Raw genomic sequence first — 17959 nt, forward strand, 5'->3', positions numbered from 1 at the left:
TGGCCGATGCATACACTTGGCGACCATGAGTTTCGACGCTTCCAGCCACTTCATCCTGCTCGCCGCGCTGCTGTTCCTCGTCAGCATCCTGGCAACCGTCATCACGCCGCGGCTGGGCGTTCCGCTGCTGCTCGTGTTCCTGATCGTCGGCATGCTGGCCGGCGAGGACGGGCCGGGCGGCATCCAGTTCCAGAACTACGGGCTCGCCAACCTCGCGGCGACGGCGGCGCTGGCGGTCGTGCTGTTCGACGGCGGGCTGCGCACGCGCATCGACAGTTTCCGCACCGGACTGCGGCCCGCGCTGACGCTGGCCAGCGTTGGCGTGCTGCTGACGGCCGGCATTACCGCCGCGGTCTGCCATTGGCTGTTGCAGCTGACACCCGCCGAAGGCTTCCTGATCGGGGCGATCGTCGCCTCGACCGACGCCGCGGCGGTGTTCTCGCTGCTCGGCTCGAGCGCGCTGGCGCTCAACGAGCGCGTCACCTCGGCGCTCGAGATCGAATCCGGCACCAACGATCCGATGGCGATCTTCCTCACGCTGGCGACCATCACCTATCTGCAAGCGCCGGAGAGCTTCGGCTTCATCGAAGCACTGCGCATGCTGATCTGGCAAATGCTGGCCGGCGCCGCCTGCGGCTATGCCGGCGGCTGGCTGCTGATCCGCGGGCTCAACCGTTTGCGCCTTGGCGACTCGATGTACCCACTGCTGGCGCTGTTCGGCGGCCTGACCATCTTCGGCCTCACCGGCCTGATCGGGGGCAGCGGCTTTCTCGCCGTCTACCTCGCCGGCATCTTCCTCGGCAACCGCTCGCTGCGCGCGGCAGCCAGCATTCGCCGCTTCCATGACGGCATCGCCTGGATGGCGCAGATCGGCATGTTCGTGATCCTGGGGCTGCTCGCCTCGCCGCGGCAGCTGATGGAAGTCGCGATACCGGGCTTGCTGGTTTCGGCGGCGCTGTTGCTGGTCGCCCGCCCCGCCGCGGTCTTCATCAGTCTGGCGCCGTTCCGCTTTCCGTGGCGCGAGCAGCTGTACATCGCCTGGGTCGGCCTGCGCGGCTCGGTGCCGATCGTGCTGGCCACCTATCCGTGGCTGGCCGGCCTTCAGAACGCACAGCTATTTTTCAACATCGCCTTCTTCATCGTCCTGGTGTCCCTGATCGTGCAGGGCGCGAGCGTCGCGCCGGTCGCGCGCCTGCTCGGACTGCAAGTGCCGAAGACCGCCGCGCGCGTGCATCGCGTCGACATCGACCTGCCCGGCCAGCGCGGCTATGAGGTGGTCAGCTACCGGATCCCGGACAACAGCAAGCTGATCGGCATGCGCCACAAGGATCTGCCGATCCCCGACATCTCGCGCATCATCTGCATCGCCCGTGGCGGGCGCGTGCTGCACTATCGCGAATGGGGCGCGCTGCAGGCGCGCGATTACGTTTCGCTGCTTGCCGCCCAGAGCCAGCTCGATGCGCTCGATCGGCTGTTCGAATCGCTGCACGAGCCGGACGAGCCGCTGACGCGCCGTTATTTCGGCGAGTTCACCGTCAACGCCGACGCGCCGGTCGAGGCGCTGTGCCAGAGTTACGGCCTGCCAATGCCCGAGCATGCCGCCGACAAGACCGTCGCCGATCTGCTGCAAATGCATTTGCCGCATCCGGTCGTCGGCGACCGTTTGCGGCTCGGCGAAATTCAGCTCGTCATCAAAGCCGTCGCGGGCGACCGGCCGACGCAGATCGGACTGCGCCTGCCGAACTGAGCCGCGCGCTGCGCGACAACGACGCATTGGTAGCGCTACCGCGACTCAGAATGGGGCGCCGGCGCTTGTAATCAAGCCGAAACCTTTGCACAATCGGCCTAAGCTAATGAACTTTGGGCCTGTGGCGCACCATGGTGCGCCACCGGTTTTTCTGGGGAGAGAGCGCCGGGAGACACGCATATAGCGGCCCTGGCATGCGGTAAGGCAGCGCCAAAAAAGAAGCCCCCCGGGGTTAACCGGAGGGCAAAGTGCGAGAAAGGCGCATGGCCTTTCTGGAGGAGATCGATCTGACCCGGCAACGCCCCGGCTTGCCGGGTTTTTCGTTGCTGAATCATGTTGCGGTGCAGTATAGAGTTGACTGACCTACAAGTCAATAATGCGATCGGACGAATTTTCAGGTCGATCCATCGCCTCTCGCCAGCACCGCCAAGGCGGCCGCAGCCGCCTTCCGGGAATGAAGAGAGCAGATTCCATGCCACGGCCTGCGGTCACAGGCCCGAGCGCCGCCGCTAGAATGCCGCGACTCCCCACCTGATCACGGAGTTCCGCCATGTCGCTGTCGATGTATCAGGCCTCGGTGCCGGTCTTCATTCGCATGCTCGGCAATCTGCGCCGCCTCCTCGAGAAAGGCGCGGCCTATGCCGACATCCGCAAGTTCGATGCGACGGCGCTGCCCGACAGCCGGCTGTTCGCGGACATGTTCCCGCTGTCGCGCCAGGTGCAGATCGCGACCGACAACGCCAAGGGCTGCGCCGCGCGGCTGGCCGGCATCGAGCCGCCGAAGTTCGAGGACAGCGAGCGCACGATTCCCGAGCTGATCGACCGCCTCGACAAGACCCTGGCATTCCTGCAGACGCTGCAGCCGTCGCAGATCGACGGCAGCGAGGAACGGCCGATCACGTTGCAGCTGCGCAGCGGCACGCTGAACTTCAACGGTCAGTCCTACCTGCTGCACTTCGCGCTGCCGAACTTCTATTTTCACGTGACGACGGCGTACAACCTGCTGCGCCACAACGGCGTCGAGATCGGCAAGCCGGACTTCCTCGGCCGGGACTAGCAGCGCGCTGGAACGACACTTCCGGAGCCGGCGGCCAGCCGCCGGCGAGTTCACCGCGATGCGGTGGGCTCGGCCACGCAAGACGGGCGGCCCGCCCGCTCGGAGACTGGCGCTATTCGGCGACGCCGGTCTGTTCCTGCGCCAGACGCTTCTCGAGCGCCAGCCGGGCGATCGCGACGTAGTTGTGGCAGGCGTCGCGGTCGACGTACGGATTGCCGGGCTCGCCCGCTTCCTGTGCTTCGCGGCGCTGCCAGAACGCCGACGCATCGGGATGGGGCGTCAACAGCACATCGCAATCCAGGCCCTCGAGCACCGCGTAGCTGTGCTCGAAATCGCCGAGCACGCCCGGATAGGTCTTGCTGCGGGAAAAATGGAAGCCGGGCGCCGCGACCGGCGTCAGGCTGTCGGCGTAGACGAAGTTCAGGCAGCCGGCCTTCTCGCAGGACTGCCAGGTCCAGCTCAAGCCACCGGGCGTATGACCGCCGGTCGCGTGTGCGGTGATGCGGATCGGCCCGAGCTTCAGCGTCTCGCCGTCGCCGACCGTCTGCGGATGTGACCACGACGGAAAGCGCGGCAGCTCGCCGTACTGCGGATCGGACGGGCCGGCCTGACCGCTGCGCAGCACATTGGCGCTCCACGGACTTGTCACCACCTGCGCGCGACTCTCGCGCGCCAGCTCGGCAAGGCCGCCGGCATGATCGTAGTGCGCGTGCGAGTTGAGGATCAGCTTGACGTCCTCGAACTTGAAGCCGAGCGCGACGATATTGCTGGCGATCAGCGGCGCCGTCTCCGGCAGGCCGCCGTCGATCAGCACATGGCCCTGCGGCGAGGTGATGAGAATGCTGCTGAGCCCCCGGGCGCCGACGTAGTAGGTGTCACCGTAGATGCGGAACGGATCGACCGGCTCGTTCCAGCGCACGCAGATCTCGCAGCCGTCGTCGGCGAACGCCGGCGCGAAACCGAGGACCGCCACCGCCAGCATCGCGGCGCGACCCGGCGCCAGGGAAACGTTCAGCAGGGACATGGGTATCGGTCGTCGGGGGCGATGCGGCGATTCTCGCAAACCTCGCTGGCAGCGCAAGCCCGATGATCTAGCCTCCGCGGCGCAGACGCCGCCGCAACGCACCGAGACCGAGCAGAATCAGCAGGCCGTCGGCCAGCAGCGCCCCGCCGCCGCCCGCCGCTGCGCCGCCGTCGTTGCCCCCGGCCGTCGAGCCGCCCGTCGTCGTCCCTCCGCCCGCCGCGACGGGCGGCGGAGCGGCGCCGTTCAGACGCACGGTGCCGTGCACCGACCAGTTCGCCGTGCCGCTTTCGTCGATCGCCAGTGCGTCGCCGTCAACGAACGACGAATACGCGATCAGATGCGCGCTCACCAGCGGCGCGAGCTGCTGCCGCTGCGCATCGATCTGCGCCCGGCTCAGCGCGATGCCGTCGTACACATAGACAGGACCCATCAGACAGCGGCAGCCCTCGACGAAATTGCTCTCGTCGCCGAGCACGAAGGTGTTGACCGCACCGGTACCGGCGATCGAGGACGCGCTGTCGCGCACCGGGACGTGCACCAACGCGTCGCCGTTGACGCCGGCCTGCCAGGCGTAGAGATCGGTGGCTCCACCCTGCGTGAAGCTGACAGCCAGAAACGTCCAGCCGAGGCTGACGTCGAAGCTCTGTGCCGGATTGGCGGTGTAGCTGCCGTCGCGGTTGAAATGCCATTCGCCGTTGCGGGTCAGGAAGTACGGCCCGGTCGGACTGTCATCGGCCGTGCCGATGTTCACGTAAACCCTGAACGCACCGCCGTCGTCGGCGCTGAAGAAATTGTTCATGCCGCTGACCGACGGGGCATACACCCAGAGCATGATCGTGAACGTGCCCGCCTGCGCGCTCCACGCCGGAACCCCGGCCGTGCGGTACAGGCTGCCGGCGGCGAAGTCCGCCGAAGCATGAGCCGGCCCACTGGCGAGCAGCAGACTGAGCAGCAGAACCCCGAGAATTTTCACGTTCCTCGCTCCGCGAACGACCCGGGAGGCGGGCCGGCGAGAACGTATAGCGCCAAGCGTGCGCACGCTCTGTACGGCAGCGCGCGTTGCCGGCGGCGGGTCTGCGGATGCGATGCGGGCACGGGGGGGGGCGCGAGGCCGACCGGCCGCGGCCACCACCGTGCATCCACAGATGCGGAAATTACACCCCGCACGGCGCCGACGAGGCGCGGCGAGAACATGCAGCGAACCGGCGCGCCCGGCAGGATGAAAACCAGAACTTTTGGTCACTCGTGACCACCATATAGGGCCGCGCAGGAAAACGGCCACGCGCATTACTGGCGGCGCCCGCAGATGCGAGGCTTCGGCGCACTGCAACTGTCGGGGCACGCCCTAACAACGAACTCGCCGTCTCGTCTCGGGCGGCGGAGGCGCCGGGGCCGGCAGCCGCCCCCCCTCCACAGCCCTGTGATGCGGCAGATGCCGTGCAAGCGCCGGCGTCTTCACGCCGCGGCATTGCGGCGCTAGAGCGACGGGGCGCCTCCGTCGCTGGAACTGCGATATCACGCCAAGCAGATCACTCGCACGGTCGACGCGCCGCTCCTAGACGGGTGCTGCCAGCTTTCATGGCGAATCCCGATGACATCGAGCGGCGCCGAGGCATTCATCATGTTCTGCGCACCCCAAAGGACGAATATCAGAACTGTGGCGAGCCATGGTGTCGATGGATGACTCACCATCGCGCTTCGAGGCAGAACAAGGCCGCTTCGGGCGCTGGTGGATGGCCCCGCGCTAGACTTCAATCCGCGAAGCTTGCCTACGATTGAAAGACCATGCGAGGTAAAAAGCCGTCGCAGCGATATAGCCAAGACCGATAAATCATGGTGTCGAAGCGGCTTGCAGACGCACCGCAAAGTCGGGAGGCAATTTTTCTGCTCGCATCCACCGCTGCACCTTGCCACCACTCGATATGAGCAAGCTGTCCCGGGTGACTTCGGCGACCGTAATCTGCGCCAAGTTGTCCTTCTCCTCCTCGCTCGCCGCGGATTTTTCCAGCGACAAGGTCAGCAGATTGCCATCAAGCCGCCAGGTACAGCTGCGCGCGGTCCACTTTGTAAGCCCGACCAAGCTGATCTTGACCACTTGCTTGCAGCTGCTGTCCGGGTCCAGGACAAAGTAGACGATGGCGTCAGCCATGAATTTTCTGACGTCCGTGTGCCAGATGCCGGCAATCGAGGCCAGCGTGTCGGACGCACTATTGGACGCACTCGGCGACGGGAACCCTAACGAAACGGCAGCCAGCAAGATCGTCGCCGTTGCCATTCCACCATGACGCCTGGCGCGCATCGAGGTCCGCATGGTTCGCATTTCAGAACTCCAGGCCCAGGCGGATCGTGAATGTCCGCGGCGGATTCAGCTGGAAGCTGCTGACCGGCGCTTGCGCGATGTTCTTCCTCGTCGACCCGCCTTGGGCGGCGGTCACATCAAGGATATTGGCGACCTGCAAGGACAGCTGCGGTCGCAGCGACCAGACCTCGCTGCTCAGCGTAATGCCACCGTTCAGAGTGCCGAAATCGTTGATGCGCTCGCTGTGTACGATATCGCCGTACCCCTTGCCGATATACGTGTAGCCGAGATTCGCGCCCACGTCGACGACACCGAGCGGCGCGAAGTACAGCAGCGACGCAGAGTACTGGGCATCGGCAGCTCCGGGCATCTCCGCCCCCGGCTCGACCCGCGTGCCGTCGGAAGCGATGAACGGCTTGGTGATGTGGGCATCGGTCAAGCCGCCGTCCAGCGCCAGCAGCAAGCCGGGCAGTGGCGTGATCCAGCGCAGGTTGACTTCAAAGCCCCGACTCACTGCCGAGGAGACATTGTCTGTGTAGTTGAGCGGGATACCGGTCGTCGTCTGCTGGATCTGCGGATTCTTGTAGTCGATATAGAACGCCGTGATATCGAAGTTCAGCCTCTTTTCGAGCCAGCTCGTGCGCAGGCCCAGTTCGTAGTTCCACAGCGAGTCCGATTTGTAGACCGGCGGAACACCGTTGGACGGAGACGACGGCACACTCTGCAAACCGCCAAATCGGAAGCCACGGCTGGCCTGCGCATACACCGAATGGTGGTTAGTAAAGCGATACGTGGCCGCCAGCCTGGGGCTGACGCCGTTCTCCTTGATGCGATTGTCGGAGGCATCGATATCCCGGCCGTTGTTGATCGCACGCACCAGCACACCGGCGCCGTGAAACCCTCCTTTGACCTCCGTCGAATAGAGCCGGGCACCCGCCGAAAGCTCCAGCGCGTCCCAAAAGGTGTCGCTCAGATCGAAGAACAGCGCGCGCTCCTGCGCCTTGGGCGTCGTCACCGCGTAGAGCAACGTGGTCTCGGTATACAGACGCGCGCTATCAACGGATAGTCCTGCCAGCAAGCGACTCAACAGGCTGTCGTTACCGATGATCTGCTGATGCGCGGTCAGATCTTCGAGGAGATCGAAGCGGACTTTGTAGTCGTAGAAATAGGCGCCAACGAGCCACTGAAAGCCGCTCTCTCCTTGCGATTGCAGTCGTAGTTCCTGGGCGAAAGCCTCGGAATCGTCGTTGACGAGCTGGAAGACCGTCGCGGATTTCGGGGTTCCCGGCGGCGGAACGCCCAGTAAGGCAGTCGTGCTATCGCCGAGGAACTTCAGCTTCTTGGTCGAACGAGACGTCAGGGATACGACCCGCGCCGACTCGAAGTCGTAGTCCAGTTCGAGACTGTCGAGATCAAAGCTGTGCGACGAGGGCTGGGCCAGTATGTTTCGGCCGTTCTCGCGTGCATCGCGCGTATCCGCCAGGATCAGCGTATTGGCGGCGGAAAAGTCCTGATCGAGATGCGTCAGCTTGACGTTCAGCGCTTCGCTCGCCTGCCACGAGAGGATCGCACGGAGCTGCTCCCCGTCGGCGCCATCGACATTTTCCTGGAGCGGATCGCGCGTCAGGTCATAGACTCCGGGGTACTCACGCCTGATATAGCCGAGCCGCACAGCGACTCGATCCTCGTATACCGGAACGTTGAGTGCGACCCCGCTGGTGAACGCGTGGCTGCCGCCATGCGGGCTCACCTGCTGTGCGAACCCACGGAGTTGCCATTCATTCATCACGGGGCTTCGCAAGACATAACGCACCGCGCCCGACAAGGCGGAGCCGCCGAACAGCGTGCCCTGCGGCCCCTTGAGAATCTCTACGCTCTCCAGATCGAACGCGCTGAGATCAGGCGTGATGCTGGAGATATACGGATCGGTAAACGCGACGTCCCCGATCAAGATGCCCGTCGCCGACGGAATGATCGATAGCGGTTCGGCGTCGGTGCTGATGCCGCGCATCGCGATACGCATGATTCCGGGGCTGGTCTCGGTCGCAGTCACGCCCGGCGACTCCTGGATAAAGCTGCCCAGATTCAACTTCCCCTGCGACTCGAGGTCCTTGCCGTCGACTGCCGAGATGGAGGCGGGGATGTCGCGCAGCGACTTTGCACGCTTGGTCGCTGTCACGATGATTTCTTCGAGCTCAGCCTGCTCGGTTGGCGTCGCTGGCGATGGCTGGGGAGCTTCCGCCAACAGTCCCGTGACGGGGATGGTGTCAAGCAACGGTGTCGACGGACTGGTCGCGGCGTCCACATCCGGCGGCGGCTCGCTGATGCCGCCTGCGCCGGCATCCGTCTCGGCTCGCCCAGCCCCCTCGACGGGGGGCGCAGCGTCCGCGTATTCCTGTACGGAGCTGCTGCCTGTCGCTGCAGCCTCCTCCGCAAAGACAATCGGGCATGCTGCCATCAAGATCGGAAATGCGGTCAGGCACAGGTTGAATTTGAACATTCTCTCTTTGTCCTCCAGCAGGGTCTGATCGTCCTTCGACGGAAATGGGGCGGCACTAGCACACGAAACAAGTCGGTCGCCGCGACGTCCATCGCGTGGCGGCTTCCAGCTGCGCGGATACCCTGAAAAGGGTGGCTTCGTCCCCCATGCGGGCGACGATCTGCGTGCCCACGGGCAGCCCATTGCCACCGTGAAACACCGGCACCGATGCCGCCGGATGTCCGGTGATGTTGAGCAGCGGGGTGAAGGCTGCGTAGTCGCGCAACACGCGACCGACATAAGCCTTCAAGTCTTCGCCGCCCCGGGCCGGGTCGAACTCCCCGATCCGCGGCGCTTGCTGTACGCCGGCCGGCGTGATCCACAGGTCGTAAGTTCCGAAGAATCGATCGACGGCCTGGCGCGCGCCGTGGAACATCGTCTCGGCCTGCAACAGATCGTCGACGGTCACGCTCCTGCCGTGCTCCAGGAACTTCGACGTCATCACCTCCAGCGTGTCCGCTCCAGGTTCGCGGCCGGACAGCGCGCCGATGGCTGCGACACCTTGCGGGAGCGCGTGCGTCCACGCCGTCAGGAAGTGATCGAAAAACCGGGGCCAGTCGATTGGCGGCGAGGCTTCCTCGACGTGATGGCCGAGCGACTCCAGCAGAGCCGCCGTCTTCTCCATCGCAACCGCGCACTCCGGCGCGAGCGGCGTCGTCAGCGGCGAGTGGCGGCACAGCCCGATGCGCAGTCGGCCCGGATCGCGGCCGACTTCGTCCAGAAACGGACGCTCATGACGCGGCACCCAGAACCGCGCGCCGGCATGCGGCCCTTGCTGGAGATCGAGGAAAGCGGCCGAGTCACGCGCGGTGCGCGTCGAGACATGCGCGTGCGAAAGCCCGAACAACCCCGGATAGGCCATCGGCGTACGCCCGCGCGTGGGCTTGAGCCCGAAAATGCCGGTGCAGTGCGCCGGCCCGCGAATGGAGCCGCCGCCATCGCTGGTCTGCGCGACCGGTACGACGCCGGCAGCGACGGCGGCCGAAGCCCCGCCACTAGATCCGCCGGGCGAGTGGCCGAGGTTCCAGGGATTGCGGGTCGCGCCATGCAAGGCCGATTCAGTGACGGGATAGAGCCCGAATTCCGGTGCCGTCGTTGCGCCGATGATTGCGACGCCGGCGTGCCTGAGGCGCTGGACGATCGCACCGTCCTGCTGGGCGACAATTCCCGCGCCCAGGCGCGAGCCCATCGTCGCCGCGAAGCCCTTGCACTCATTGCCTTCCTTCACCAGGAACGGCAGTCCGGAAAACGGCGCCTCGCTCTGCCAGACGGGATTTTCGTCGAGGCTGCCGGAAATAAAGTTCAACTGCGGATTCAGTCGCGCGGCGGCTTCGAGCGCGCAATGCTGAACTTCGCGGATGCTCACCTCGCCACGACGCACAAGCTCCATCAGCCCGATGGCATCGTGCCGCGCGTATTCGTCGAGCCTCATCCGAGTCGAGCCTCGGCGGTCGGCGCCTGAACGAGGCGAAACAGGCGCTCGGGCGACTCCAGGATGAAGAGATGGGCCGCGTCGTCGATCAGCTCCAGCGTCGCACCCGGAATCTGCGCGGCGGCGTAGCGGGCAACCCCGACCGGCACGTTCACGTCCGCCAGTCCGTGGAGCAGATGGACGGGGACGTCGAGCTCCCGCAGCTCGAATCCCAGCGGTCCCTCGTGCAGGGCCAGCTCGTGCACGAGCGCCGCGAATCCCTGGCGCAACATGTCGTGCGTGGGTTCTCCGAGAAAGGCTTCCTGCACCGCCGGAATCCGCATGACGCGCTGGTCGGGCGCCGGCATGCTCCGCATCATGCGATCCACGGTCTTTGCATCGAGCCGGCGCGGAAACAACAGCCGCATCAGGGTCTGCGCCAGGCGCGGCCGGTGCACGGCCAGCCAGCCGAGCACGAATGCTTGCCAGGCCGTGCCCTTGCGCGCCTGGCGCGGCGCCGGCATCGCCGCGGATACCAGCAGCAGCTGACTCACTCGCTCGCGCAGCGCATACGCACAGGCCAGCGCAAACCCACCACCGCCCGAGATCGCGGCGATCGTGATCCGCGGCAGCCCGAGGTGATCGAGCAACTGGCGAACGTCCGTGGCGTAGCGCAAGTAGCTCAGGTTCGCGACCGGATCGGAGTGCCCCATCCCAGGCCGATCCGCGGCGATCAGGCGCACGCCCGCGTCGCCTGCCGCCTGATCGAGCGTCCGCGCCTGCAGACGTCCGCCCGGTGTGCCGTGCATCAGCAGCATCGGCTTGCCGGCGGGCGCACCGTACTCCGCATAGGCCAGCCGCCGGCCGTCGGCGAGCCGGAGTTCGATCCGATCGGCGGTCAATTGCGGATCCTGTTCACTCGCAGTCGGCTCACTGGAGCCCCGGCAGAAGCCGGTCGATCAGGAAGCTGAGCACCGCGTCAAGCGAATCGAACGGCGTTCCCGGCGGCAAGGGCTCCAGGAGCGGCTTGCGAATCAGCGCCGATTCCTCCTCGGGCAGCGCGAGAATCGCTTGCCGCTCCACCTCGAAAAACTGCGCGCCTTTCGGCAAGGTCATCGCATTGCGCGTGCTGCGGCTGCGCTCCGCGCTGGTCGCCATGAGCGCAATCAGGGTGTTATAGGCAATTGCGGCCCCGATCAGATCGCGGCCGTCCGCCGTCAGTGCACGCAGAACCCGATCTGTGATCTTCATGTGGGTCCGCCAAGTCGGCGAGCCGACCGGCGCATGCACCATGTGCGGATGCTGCAGCTGCAGCTCCAGCACCGCGCGCAGATGCTCGATCAACTGCTGTCGCAGCGATTCCGGCCGCTCAATGCTCGGAATCGGCACGCGTGCCGTCAGGGTCTGCAGCGCTTCGCTTTCTATGTCCTCGATATGGCCGATGTAGTTGTAGAGCGTTGCATGGTTGACCCCCAGTCGCTGGGCCAGTGCGCGCATCGTTAACGCGCCAAAACCCTCGAATTCGAGCACTTCGATCGCCGCCCGGATGATGCGATCGCGGGTGAGCTTGCGCGGGCGCCCAGGCTTTCGCGTGTTTTCCTCGTTACTGCGCGGCATAGGACAGGCTCGTTATGGCTGATGAAATATTTATACGCTTGGTTATAATCAATATCAACCGATTGGTTATAATTAAGGACCCGTGAATGGAATTTCCACGCTGCACGCCTTTCCATCCATGCCTCCGGGGCACTTGCACAAGGCGATTCCAGCTGCCGCTCCAGCACTCGATTTCGTCCCAGGAACACCGGCCGCGCGGGGGTGCAAATGCGTAGGCGCCGGCTAGTGACCCACTGCCACTCGTGGCAGCTGACAGAGCCTTTCGTCATCTCGCGCGGCTCGATGGCGACATCGGACGTCGCGATCGTGGAATTGCACGAAGGGAACCACGTCGGGCGCAGCGAAACCGTCGGCGTCCTCTACCGTGGCGAAACCCCAGAGACGATTTCGCGCCAGATCGAGTCCGTGCATGCAGCGATCGAGGCAGGCGCCGGTCGCGAGGATCTGTATCAGCTGCTGCCTGCCGGCGGGGCGCGCAACGCACTGGATTGCGCACTCTGGGATCTGGAGGCCAAACTGACCGGCGTCCGAACCTGGCAGAGTGCGGGCATGCCGCGCGGCGGGCCGGTGCGCACGGCCGTGACCATCGGCATCCGCCCGCTGTCAGCCTACGAGTCCGCAGCGCGCCGTCTCGCCGATCATCCGTGGATCAAGATCAAGGTAGGACACTCCGAGCCTGTGGAGGCGGTGCGCATCGTGCGCCATGCTGCGCCGAATGCGCGGCTTGTCGTCGACCCCAATCAGGCCTGGAGCATTGCCGAACTGGAGGCGTACGCGCCGGCAATGGCCCAGCTGAAGGTGGACTTGCTGGAACAACCCGTCTCCGCCGGCGCCGATGACGGACTATTGGGGCTGAACCTCCCGATCCCGATCTGCGCCGACGAGGCTGTCAACACCATCGACGAACTGCCCCACCTGATCGGCCGCTACCAATTCATCAACATCAAGCTCGACAAGACCGGCGGTCTCACCGAAGCCCTCCGGCTGGCCCATGCCGCACGCGCACAGGGCTTGCGATTGATGGTCGGTTGCATGACCGGCGGCTCGCTGGCGATGGCGCCTGCGATGGTACTGGCACAAATCTGCGAGGTGGTTGATCTCGATGGTCCAGTATTGCAGCAAGAGGATTGGCCCGGCGGCATTGTTTATGAGCGCGGCACGATGCAGCCCCCTTGGCCGGCGTTCTGGGGCTGATCGCTGATGACAACTGTTCACACGCGGCTGGGATATCTCGGCGGCAGCGTCGAAAACGGCATTCATGCTTTCAAGGGCATACCGTACGCCGAACCCTTGCAGGGCACCGCAAAATGGCTACCCCCTCGCCCACGGCGACCATGGCAAGGCGTGCTGGACGCCAGCCGCTATGGCGCAATCTGCTCGCAATTCGGCCGCAAGGCTCCGCCTCTCCCCTTCCCTCGCGCGCGGCGTCGTTACTTTGATGCCATTAACGGCTTCGCCTCCTCGCAAGAAGGCGACGATTGCCTGCTGCTCAATGTCTGGACACCGGCGCCGGACCGCGATGCCCGGCTGCCGGTGATGGTCTGGATTCATGGCGGTTCATTCACGAGCGGCGGCGCCAACGCGTTCTATGACGGCACGGCGCTGGCGCGCGAGAACGTCGTCGCGGTTACGATCCAATATCGCTTGGGACCACTGGGCTTCCTGCATGGCAGCGGCCTGTTCGACGCAGAGCTGTGCTCGGATAACCGAGCCTTTCAGGATCAGCTTGCAGCGCTGCAATGGATCCAGGACCACATTGCGAGCTTTGGTGGCGATCCGAGCCGGGTCACCCTGTTCGGAGAGTCGGCCGGCGCCGTGGCGGTCTACCATTTGGCTGCCAGCCCGGCAGGCAAGGGCCTTTTCAGGCGCGCCATCGCCATGGGCGGCATGCCGGGCCCCTGCGCGCCAGCACACGAACACCACCAGCTGACGCGTGACGCCCTGCAGGATGTCGGCATCGCGCCAGGCGACGGTAACGCTTTGGCATCGCTCGATCAGCCCGCTCTCGCCCGGCTGCAAAACGCGCTCTTCAGGCGAATTCTGCATCCCCCCAGCCCGGAGCGGTATGGCTCGATCAGCCTTCAGAGAATCGTCCACTGGGGGGCCGCTACCGAAACCACGTTTCTGCCACAGCCGCCGCTCACGACCTATCGCTCGGGAACGCCCAACAACATCGATCTGCTGCTCGGCACCTGCCGCAACGACGGAACACTGTTCTCGCTGGCATCACCGCTAGGCCGTTACCTGTCGGCGAGAATTTTTGTGAACCATATCGGCGGTCTTGTTCCTGATGGCGATTGCACGGCGCTACTGGCTCACTATCGCGCGCACATGCCGGACAGCGGCCTCCGCGCCGTCTACGAACAAATGGTGAATGATGCGTGCTTCCGCATGCCGACCATCCGGGCTGCGGAAGCACACGCCGCCGCGCACCCAGGAAAAACCTATCACTACCAGCTGAATTACGAATCGGCGATTCCCGGCTTAGGCGCCATCCATGGCGTCGATGTCGCCTTGCTGTTTCGCACCTGTCCCGGCATGGCCCTGTTGCGAGACGATCCGGAAACGCTCGAACTTTCTTCGCTGATGCGCGAGGCTCTCACCACGTTTGCCAGGACCGGCGCGCCAGCGGCAGCGAAATGGCAGGCTTGGGCGCCATACACTTCAAGTGATCGAGCCACGATGGTCATCGACCACACAACACAGCTGGTGTCCGATCTGGACGAGCCTCTCCGCCGCTACTGGTTTCGCGATCAATAGTGCGAGGTGCGCGCCAGATCAGGCCGCTGGTCACGCAGAGTTATGCGCGACTTCTTAACGGTGAATACGGCGCAGTAGCGATTGGCGGATGACCGCCATCTATGATGGCGGCCATCAGAGCACCGGATCCTGCGGCTTGGGTCCAGCCCAGATGACCATGCCCGGTGTTCACATAGAGACCACGAATCTGTGTTTCGCCGATATACGGGCGACCATCCGCAGCCATCGGTCGGAAGCCGCACCATGATCTCGCGTCATCCGGATGGGCCGCGTCGAATAACTCGGGGCTGCACGACTTCAGGAAACGCCACAGCGTTTCAATGCGCGCAGGATCGATCCTGGCGTTCCAGCCACAGAACTCGGCGGTGCCGGCGAGACGAAGCATTCCGCCCAACGGCGTTGCCGCAGCGTGGAGATCGTCGTCGATGATGGGCAGCGGCGGCAGCAGCGCCGGATCGCTCAGTCGAACCGAGAGCGAATAGCCTTTCACCGGCCGAACAGGCAGCTTGATGCCGAGAGGCTTGAGCAAAGCCGGCGACCAGGCTGAAGCGGCGACGACGACGCATCGCGCCGCGATCTCACCGCCTTCGATCTCGACGGCGACGACGCCACCCCCTTGCGTTCGGAATCCGGTAACCGTCGTGCCACATTCAATGGCAACGCCCCGTTTCATCAGGGCGCTGCGCAAAGCTTGGCAAAACAGGTGCGCATCACCAACCTCGTCTTCCGGATAGTAGATGCCGCCCACGATCGTCGCCGACTTTGTTGCGAGCAATGGAACCCGTTTCAGGATCTGATCCGTCGTGAGATGAAGGCAGAGGAGCCCCAGGTCCTTCAGCGCCTCTCCTCGCTTCATGGAGGCGTCCAGAGACGCCTGGTCGCGAAAGATCTTGAGCGTGCCGGTACGCGCGTCGCAGTAGTGCAGATCCAGCGCTGCCCGCAGCTTGCGCATCGTCTGCATGCTGTACGCCGACAGCAAGAAGTTGGCGCGAATGGCTGCCTGGTATCGCACCCGCGTCGAGGACGCGAGGAATCTCACACCCCAATCAAGATAGTGGCCCAGTGCCTCGGGACGAAGCAGCATCGGCGCATCGGCGCGGCCGATCCACTTGAGCAGCTGCCACTGAACACCGGGCGCATTCCAGGGCTCCGACATCGACGGGGTCAGCATGCCGCCGTTGGCGAAGCTGGTCTCCAGGCCGACATCCGGTCCGCGCTCGATTACGCGAACATCGTAGCCGCGCTGGTGCAAAGCCGCTGCGGTGCAGAGCCCCATGAGCCCCGCACCCACGACAACGACGCTCTCCGACGACATGTCAGTTTGCAAGCCGCGCCGTCGCGCCACGGCGTCTGAGCACCTGAATAATCCGGCCGTGCTGTCTGCGATCGATTGGAAAACGCAGCATGGGCAGCACGATGGCAAGCGCGATCACGGCGGGCAGGTAGGCATACGCAAGCTTTAATCCAAAAACACCGCTTTGCGTCTGATGATGCGAGGTGGCGTCGAAGCCGAAGTACGCGATGATGAACATGCCCGCCGCGATTCCGGCTCCGCTGATCGACTTTTGCATCAGCGTATAGAAAGAGTAGTAGACCCCCGCACGTTCACGACCGAACCGTAGCGTCCCGTAGTCGACCACATCGCCAAGTATGGCCGGCATCGCCACGCCAGCCGCAGCGCCGAAGAAAAAGTTCATTGCGGTCAGAATCGCAATGGGAATCAGCGCGGCCTCACCAGGAACAATGAGCCCCATTAGCCCAACCGCGATGGCCTGCCCGAGGATGGCGGCAGCCCAGGCGCGATGCTTTTCATATCGTCCGCACAGCCACCCCCAGACAGGCGTGGCGATCACCGCCATGGGGCCGGTGATGAGCAGTATGGGAGCCAGATATTCGGAAAGGCCCAGGTAGACGTCCACGTACAGAAACAGAACCCCCTGCACCATGCCGCTGGCGAAGCTGTAAAGCAGGAAGAGCCCTGTCAGGATCAGCAAGGGACGATTTCCGGCAATCGATCGCCAAAGCTCTGATGGCGATTCGTTCGTAGCCTGGTCGATCGCCGGCCCTTCCGGAGCGCGACGCACCGCGATAGCACACAGCACCGGTGTCGCAACTGCCGTGATGAGGGCCAAGACTGACAGCGTCGTCGGCGTCACTTCCTGGGTTTTCGCAAAGCCGAGCAGCGGACCCGCCATCGGCACCATGAACACCACGATCGAGCCGCCGAGCGCCGTCGTGAACATCCAGACGGCGATCCGCGTGCGCTGCTGGTAGTCCTGCGTCAGCTCGACACTCCATGCCCGATAGGGAATCTCCGCAATGGTCCACCCCAGATAGACCAGCAGATACCAGACCGTGAAATAAATAATGCCGACCCCTGCGGGCGGGCGAAACAGAAACCACAGCGCAGCAGCAGCCAGAAGCGACCCACTCACGACCCAGGTGCGCCGCCAGCCGCCCCGGCGACGATGGGCGTCGGACCACAGGCCGATCAGTGGATCGGTGATGGCATCGAACATCTTGCATAACAAGACTGCGGTGCCCAACGCGCCCAGAGATAGGCCAAAGTGCTTTGCATAGACACCCGTCAACAGTTGGCCGGCGGCGGTATGGGTAAATCCCTGCACCGCCGCCGGCAATGAGAAGGCGAGCAACAGGCTGCGCGTCAGTGGCTTTGCGTTCATGCCAAATCTTTGAACCTGTGCTTCGGCTCACCGCGGCTTGATGCGCCTGACCCGCCTGCCGACCCCGGCGCGCGCCGCGCCAGCACCTTCACTGGTTTGACGCCAGGCCTCAGCACGGGCGTAGCCCTTCCGTTACGCCGACGCGACGACCTTCAAACATGGATCGTTCTCCCGAATTGAAGAGTCAGGCCACACGCCGCGCCATCCGGACGCCGATGCGCACGAATTGCGCAGGACCGTCCCCGACGCCGATGAAAGTCAGCTTTCCCTGCAGCGCGGGATCGGCGCTCCGGATATCGAAGCAGTCTGCTGAGTGCGAGATAAGCTCGGCCTGCTGCCCGGATGCAGGACCTTGAATGCGCGACTGAACCTTCAAGCTCAGCTTCCCGTCACCCTCCGAGATGACGAGCCGGGCCGCGAGACTCTCGTAAATGCCGACGTATCGGTGGGGACTCCACTTGGCGCAAGGAACAACGGGAGGCTCGGCGAGCGTGATTCCCACGGTCTGCAGCAGCGACGTCCTGAACCGCCCCGACTATCTCGGAGGCTCCACTCTTTGAGAGGATGGAGCTATGAGCAAGAAGCAGACGCGGTATTCACCGGAGGTCAGGGAGCGCGCGGTGCGGATGGTATTCGAGCACCGTGGCGAGCACGGATCGCAGTGGGCGGCGATCCAGTCGATTGCGGCGAAGATCGGCTGCGAGGCCGAGACGCTGCGGCTGTGGGTTCGCCGGCATGAGCGGGACCACGGGCTGCGGCCCGGCGTGACGACGGCCGAGCAGGACCGGCTCAAGCAGCTGGAGCGCGAGGTGCGCGAGCTG

At 64.6% G+C, this 17959-nt stretch carries 15 protein-coding genes; 5 read left to right on the forward strand and 10 right to left on the reverse strand.

What is annotated here, in order from left to right; translation table 11 throughout:
• Positions 1 to 25 precede the first annotated feature (25 nt).
• Together H149_RS0115405 and H149_RS0115410 are read left to right on the forward strand one after the other, a co-directional pair.
• The gene (locus H149_RS0115405) at positions 26 to 1747 is read left to right on the forward strand and encodes a potassium/proton antiporter (RefSeq protein WP_020650666.1); all 1722 of its coding nucleotides are present in this window, start codon (positions 26 to 28) and stop codon (positions 1745 to 1747) included.
• A gap of 550 nt (positions 1748 to 2297) precedes the next feature.
• Positions 2298 to 2804 carry a DUF1993 domain-containing protein gene (locus tag H149_RS0115410; protein WP_020650667.1) on the forward strand — a complete coding sequence of 169 codons (507 nt, stop codon included), beginning with the start codon at positions 2298 to 2300 and terminating at the stop codon, positions 2802 to 2804.
• 112 nt (positions 2805 to 2916) lie between these two features.
• Here the strand turns inward: H149_RS0115410 and bla are convergent, their stop codons facing one another.
• The 7 genes from bla to H149_RS22320 all read right to left on the reverse strand — a co-directional run bounded on the left by bla (position 2917) and on the right by H149_RS22320 (position 11694).
• The gene (gene bla, locus H149_RS0115415) at positions 2917 to 3828 is read right to left on the reverse strand and encodes a subclass B3 metallo-beta-lactamase (protein WP_020650668.1); all 912 of its coding nucleotides are present in this window, start codon (positions 3826 to 3828) and stop codon (positions 2917 to 2919) included.
• A gap of 67 nt (positions 3829 to 3895) precedes the next feature.
• A complete protein-coding gene (locus tag H149_RS0115420; RefSeq protein ID WP_154654846.1) occupies positions 3896 to 4867 on the reverse strand; it encodes a LamG-like jellyroll fold domain-containing protein in 972 nt (323 codons plus the stop codon).
• 792 nt (positions 4868 to 5659) lie between these two features.
• A complete protein-coding gene (locus H149_RS0115425) occupies positions 5660 to 6139 on the reverse strand; it encodes a hypothetical protein (protein ID WP_154654847.1) in 480 nt (159 codons plus the stop codon).
• A 10-nt stretch (positions 6140 to 6149) separates the two neighbouring features.
• Entirely contained in the window at positions 6150 to 8627 is a 2478-nt protein-coding gene (locus H149_RS0115430) for a TonB-dependent receptor (protein ID WP_020650671.1), read from the reverse strand.
• 55 nt (positions 8628 to 8682) lie between these two features.
• Positions 8683 to 10098 carry an amidase gene (locus H149_RS0115435; protein WP_020650672.1) on the reverse strand — a complete coding sequence of 472 codons (1416 nt, stop codon included), beginning with the start codon at positions 10096 to 10098 and terminating at the stop codon, positions 8683 to 8685.
• The gene (locus tag H149_RS0115440; RefSeq protein ID WP_020650673.1) at positions 10095 to 10979 is read right to left on the reverse strand and encodes an alpha/beta fold hydrolase; all 885 of its coding nucleotides are present in this window, start codon (positions 10977 to 10979) and stop codon (positions 10095 to 10097) included. The genes H149_RS0115435 and H149_RS0115440 overlap by 4 nt, the downstream gene beginning before the upstream one ends.
• A gap of 28 nt (positions 10980 to 11007) precedes the next feature.
• On the reverse strand, positions 11008 to 11694 hold the full coding sequence (locus H149_RS22320) for a TetR/AcrR family transcriptional regulator (protein ID WP_020650674.1): 687 nt from the start codon (positions 11692 to 11694) through the stop codon (positions 11008 to 11010).
• A 225-nt stretch (positions 11695 to 11919) separates the two neighbouring features.
• Here H149_RS22320 and dgcA point away from each other — a divergent pair, with 225 nt between their 5' ends.
• The gene (gene dgcA, locus H149_RS0115450; RefSeq protein WP_026353217.1) at positions 11920 to 12888 is read left to right on the forward strand and encodes an N-acetyl-D-Glu racemase DgcA; all 969 of its coding nucleotides are present in this window, start codon (positions 11920 to 11922) and stop codon (positions 12886 to 12888) included.
• A gap of 6 nt (positions 12889 to 12894) precedes the next feature.
• Positions 12895 to 14454, forward strand: coding sequence for a carboxylesterase/lipase family protein (locus tag H149_RS0115455; protein ID WP_083931033.1), 1560 nt, complete (start codon positions 12895 to 12897; stop codon positions 14452 to 14454).
• Positions 14455 to 14494: 40 nt separating this feature from the next.
• Here H149_RS0115455 and H149_RS0115460 read toward each other — a convergent pair whose 3' ends face one another.
• From H149_RS0115460 to H149_RS23355, 3 genes are all read right to left on the reverse strand, one after another.
• The gene (locus H149_RS0115460; protein WP_026353218.1) at positions 14495 to 15769 is read right to left on the reverse strand and encodes an FAD-dependent oxidoreductase; all 1275 of its coding nucleotides are present in this window, start codon (positions 15767 to 15769) and stop codon (positions 14495 to 14497) included.
• A gap of 1 nt (position 15770) precedes the next feature.
• On the reverse strand, positions 15771 to 17138 hold the full coding sequence (locus H149_RS0115465) for an MFS transporter (protein ID WP_020650678.1): 1368 nt from the start codon (positions 17136 to 17138) through the stop codon (positions 15771 to 15773).
• A 184-nt stretch (positions 17139 to 17322) separates the two neighbouring features.
• Positions 17323 to 17514: a hypothetical protein gene (locus H149_RS23355; RefSeq protein ID WP_154654849.1), complete on the reverse strand. Its 192-nt coding sequence runs from the start codon at positions 17512 to 17514 to the stop codon at positions 17323 to 17325.
• A gap of 196 nt (positions 17515 to 17710) precedes the next feature.
• On the opposite strand from H149_RS23355, the gene H149_RS0115475 reads away from it, so the two are divergent.
• Positions 17711 to 17959, forward strand: a 249-nt coding sequence (locus tag H149_RS0115475; protein ID WP_020650680.1) for a transposase, incomplete at its 3' end; no start/stop codon positions are given.

It is taken from the genome of Solimonas variicoloris DSM 15731 (genome assembly GCF_000382285.1).
Taxonomy (GTDB): Bacteria; Pseudomonadota; Gammaproteobacteria; order Nevskiales; family Nevskiaceae; genus Solimonas; species Solimonas variicoloris.